This is a genomic window from Dialister sp. UBA1703 (assembly GCA_002320515.1).
Lineage (GTDB): Bacteria > Bacillota > Negativicutes > Veillonellales > Dialisteraceae > Dialister.
The window spans coordinates 3,204-7,076 of record DCJJ01000112.1 but is presented as its reverse complement, the minus strand read 5'-3'; the positions used below and the strand labels follow the sequence as shown (position 1 = coordinate 7,076).

The window sequence follows — 3,873 nt, the reverse complement described above, 5'->3', positions numbered from 1 at the left end:
GAATTAATCAGTGCTTCCCTAACTGCCATCTGCTTTTCACCTTCTTCTTTCCTGCTCGAGCAAAATAAATCATTCCGGTAAAACAGTCATGGATAGACCGTCAATAAATACCAGCCTGTGGAAAGCCCTGCATCAATAACAGAGCCCTGCAAAAGAAACGATAAAAAGGAGCTGCGAAGAAATGATTGACATTTCTTCGCAGCTCCTTTTCATTTCTATAATTATTTCTATAAAATGCGTTTATTCCTTTTTAGCCACTTTTACAGCAGCTTCTTCTTTTGCCTTTTCTTCGGCTTCCATTTTCTTGAAGGCTTCGGTCATTTTAATCTTGCGAATCACTTCCTGACCAGCGGGGCTCTTGAGGTAGATGAGGGTTGTTTTCGGTACCATGCGGTATACAGTTTCCCAGTCGTCATCTGCCAGGGCTCTGCGGACGGAGGAGGCGGAGACAATCTGGTTGCCCTTCTGTTCTCTGGGGATTTCCTTCAGTTCGATGCCGTTCTGGGCGAAGACTTCGCGCATGGCGTTGTTGTAGGCCAGGGTGGTCTTGTCAGTGGGCTCCTCCCCTACGAAGCGGACGGTGATGTTCAGTGCCGGCGCAATGCGGGTGGCGAAGATAGTGGCGTCCAGTTTGGTCTGGGCCGCCAGTTCATCGGTGCCTTTGATGAAATAGGTGGGGAATGTGGCGTTGGAAATAATGAAATCGCCGCCGCTGATGACTTCGACCCCCTTCATGTCCCGTACCCCCTGTTTGATAAGGGAGAAGCGGTCGGAAAATGGGAAAATGGAACGGTCTTCCTGCACTGCGAAAATAATCACTTCGTCGCAGTTATTGTGGGCATATTCCACCAGGCTCCTGTGGCCAAGAGTAAAGGGATTGCAGTTCATGACAATGGCGCCCCGGTTCTTGCCTTCGCCGGTGCCGAGAATGGAACGTACACGGCCCAGGTAGTCTTCCAGGGTATCGGTGCCCTTTTCCAGAAGAGCCGCATAGGGTTCAGCCACCGCTACGCATTTGAAGCCCATATGTTCAAAAACCGGCACGTTCTTCGGTTTCGTAAAAATCTGGTTTCCCGTCACACCCCGGCGGTAGGATTCGCCCTGCAGATTGCGGATAATACGGCGGGTAAGGCCCTTCTTCTGGTACTTCTCGCTGATGGCAATATCCCGCATGACGCGGCCGCCCAGGGAACCGGTGCCGATAAGCTGTCCGTCATCATAAAGACCCATGGTATAATCAATATTTCCTGTAAAGGTCAGCTCGAAACCTTTCAGAAATTCTACTACTTTCGCTTTTTCCGAGGGATCGGTCAAAAAGATTTCATGCTCTGTAATCATAGTCCGGACTCCTTTTTAAAAGAACAAAGATCATTGTATATTCGTACCTGTGAAGTATACTTCTACTTAAATAAATACTTCTATTTGAAGGCAACTTCATTATAACACAGCATTCCTAACATCTTCAATATTTGCATGCTGTGAAAGCATGGTGCTATAACAGGTATGTATATAATAGTTGCTTTGCGGCTCCGGGTGTAGAGATGATGCGCCCTTTGGACGCGGAAAGGTTCTAAAGATGGATGCGCCCTGCGGGCGCAAGGGTTCAGAGGGTTCAGAGGGGAAGATGGACGGGGCCTTTGGCCCCGAGGGTTCTTAAGGTTCTAAGGTTTGACGGGCCTGCAGCCCGAGGGTTGTGGATTGCCGCCTGCGGCGGCAATGATTATAAAGCCAGCGTTACGGGAATCCCCTTTTTGTCACCGGTGCTGCATGACGGAGAGCGTTAGCCCCCTTCCTCTGGAAGGGGGTGTCGCCGGACGACCGAGGATAGCGGCCTTTCGTAAGAGGCGCGGTTGGAGAGGTTTTCCGCTGTCTTCGGGGGGCAAAAGCCCCGTCAAACCTGCTATGCAGTCGCCCCAATCAAAAGGAGCTGTGAAAAAATGTAAATCATTTTTTCACAGCCCATATTTTATATCAGCTGCCGCAGGCAGCATGCCTTTGGCAATCCCCCCTCGCCACTGCGTGGCCCTCTCCCCCATGACAAGCAGGGGGGCGCAAGAGAGTATATAGGCGCTCGCCACCCACCCCTGAAACAGGGGTGGGCAAGGGATGTAGTGACGCGGTTCCTTTTTCCTCCATAAACTTGCCCACCCCCGTACTCGGGGGTGGGGGGACCACGTAGTGGTGGAAGGGGGAGGCCGCCGCAGGCGGCCGGGGCTGTGAAAGAATGTTCAATCATTTCTTCACAGCCTCTTTTATTGAGATGACTATTTCTTTTCTGCTGCTTCCATTTCTTTTTCTTCGATGAAGCGGATGGCGTCTCCCAAAATGTAGAGGGAGCCGCAGATGAGGACGATGTCCCCTGCTCCTGCTTCATTGGTGGCATCTTCCAGGGCGGTTTTTACCGTTGGTTCTGCCTTGAAGGCTGCGTCGATTTTCTGGGCTTTGATCATGGCCTCGATTTCTTCGGGCTTTCTTGTCCTGGGGGTGGGTGCCTTGCAGGCGAAGACTTTGTCCCCTTTGCGGATGAGGAGCTGGATCACCGTTTCTGTATCCTTATCAGCCAGGGATGTGAATACGAAGAGGCGGCGTTTGTCGGGGTACTGTTCCTGCAGTGCTTCCATGAGGGCTTCGGCGCCGGCGGGGTTGTGGGCGCCGTCCATGACATAGGTGACGCCTTTGACGTCGTGGATTTCAAATCGTCCCTGCCAGCGGGTGCGGGCCAGGCCTTCGCGAAGGTCGTTTTCGTTGACCCGGTTGTCCTGTTTCATAATGATGGAAAGGGCCATGGTGGCGACGGCGGCATTGACGGCCTGATGGGCGCCGACGAAGGGAACGAAAAGGAGGCTCTTTTCCAGTTCCTTGGGCATGTCTTTCCGCTTTACTGTGACAACCTGTCCATGTTTCCAGGGGCTTCTGGAGTCGATTTCAAAGTCCCTTCCATAGAAATAGATGCGGGATTTCTTTTCATGGGCTTCTTTCTTCAGCTGTTTCAGGGCCACGTGCTGGGCGGCGGTGACAACGGGGATGCCTTCTTTGATGATGCCTGCCTTCTGGTGGGCGATTTCCTGGAGGGTATCTCCCAGATACTTCATATGGTCCATGGCCACATTGGTAATGACGGAAACCACGGGGAGGATGACGTTGGTGGAGTCGTAGAGTCCGCCCATGCCTACTTCCATAACCGCATAGTCTACCTTCTGTTCTTTGAAATACCAGAAGGCCATGGCTGTCAGAAGTTCAAATTCCGTAGGCGCTTCTACGCCGTCTGCAATGATTTCTTCCGCCGCCTTCCGGACCACGGTGGCCGCTTTGGCAAAGTCTTCTCTGGAAATATCATGGCCGCAGAGGTAAATCCGTTCGGTATAGTCCACCAGATGGGGCGACACGTAGCGGCCCACCCGGAGCTGGGCATTTTCCAGAACGCTGGTAATCATGGCCACCACGCTGCCTTTGCCGTTGGTGCCGGTGACGTGGATGACCTTGTAGGCAGTTTCCGGATTTCCCAGTTTCTTCAACATGGCCTCGATCCGCTCCAGCCCCGGCTTAATGCCAAAGGATGCTGCCTGTTCCAGATAGGCCACAGATTCTTCGTAATTCATAATTTCTCCTTTACATAAGAAGTACTCCCTGATGAAAGGGAGTCTTCGATTGGTTTTGATGATTGCGGCTGAGCCGTGGGTTCTTCACCCTTCAGGCGCATAAGATTCTAAGGCTTAATGAATCCTTTGTGAAGGAAAGAGGATGGCGGCTCTGCCGCAGGCTGTGCCAGCTGACGTTCCGTCACCGCCGGCGGTGCCTGTAAACTTTCCTCCCCGCTAGGGAAGCGCTGATTAAATCGTTGTCTGCTTTTATTCTTGAATTTTTATGCAATGC

General features: G+C 52.2%; 2 protein-coding genes. Both read right to left on the bottom strand.

Features of this window, described 5'->3' with window-relative positions:
* Positions 1 to 240 precede the first annotated feature (240 nt).
* The gene (gene citC / locus B2Y11_RS05320) at positions 241 to 1,338 is read right to left on the bottom strand and encodes a [citrate (pro-3S)-lyase] ligase (protein WP_291057048.1); all 1,098 of its coding nucleotides are present in this window, start codon (positions 1,336 to 1,338) and stop codon (positions 241 to 243) included.
* 926 nt (positions 1,339 to 2,264) lie between these two features.
* Positions 2,265 to 3,599, bottom strand: a complete 1,335-nt coding sequence (locus B2Y11_RS05315) for a bifunctional folylpolyglutamate synthase/dihydrofolate synthase (protein WP_291057046.1) — start codon at positions 3,597 to 3,599, stop codon at positions 2,265 to 2,267.
* Between the last annotated feature and the right edge of the window lie 274 nt (positions 3,600 to 3,873).

Coding starts and splice junctions, on each gene's coding strand:
- B2Y11_RS05315 (WP_291057046.1), bottom strand. CDS start 3,599: ATGAATTACGAAGAATCTGTGGCCTATCTGGAACAGGCAGCATCCTTT.
- citC (WP_291057048.1), bottom strand. CDS start 1,338: ATGATTACAGAGCATGAAATCTTTTTGACCGATCCCTCGGAAAAAGCG.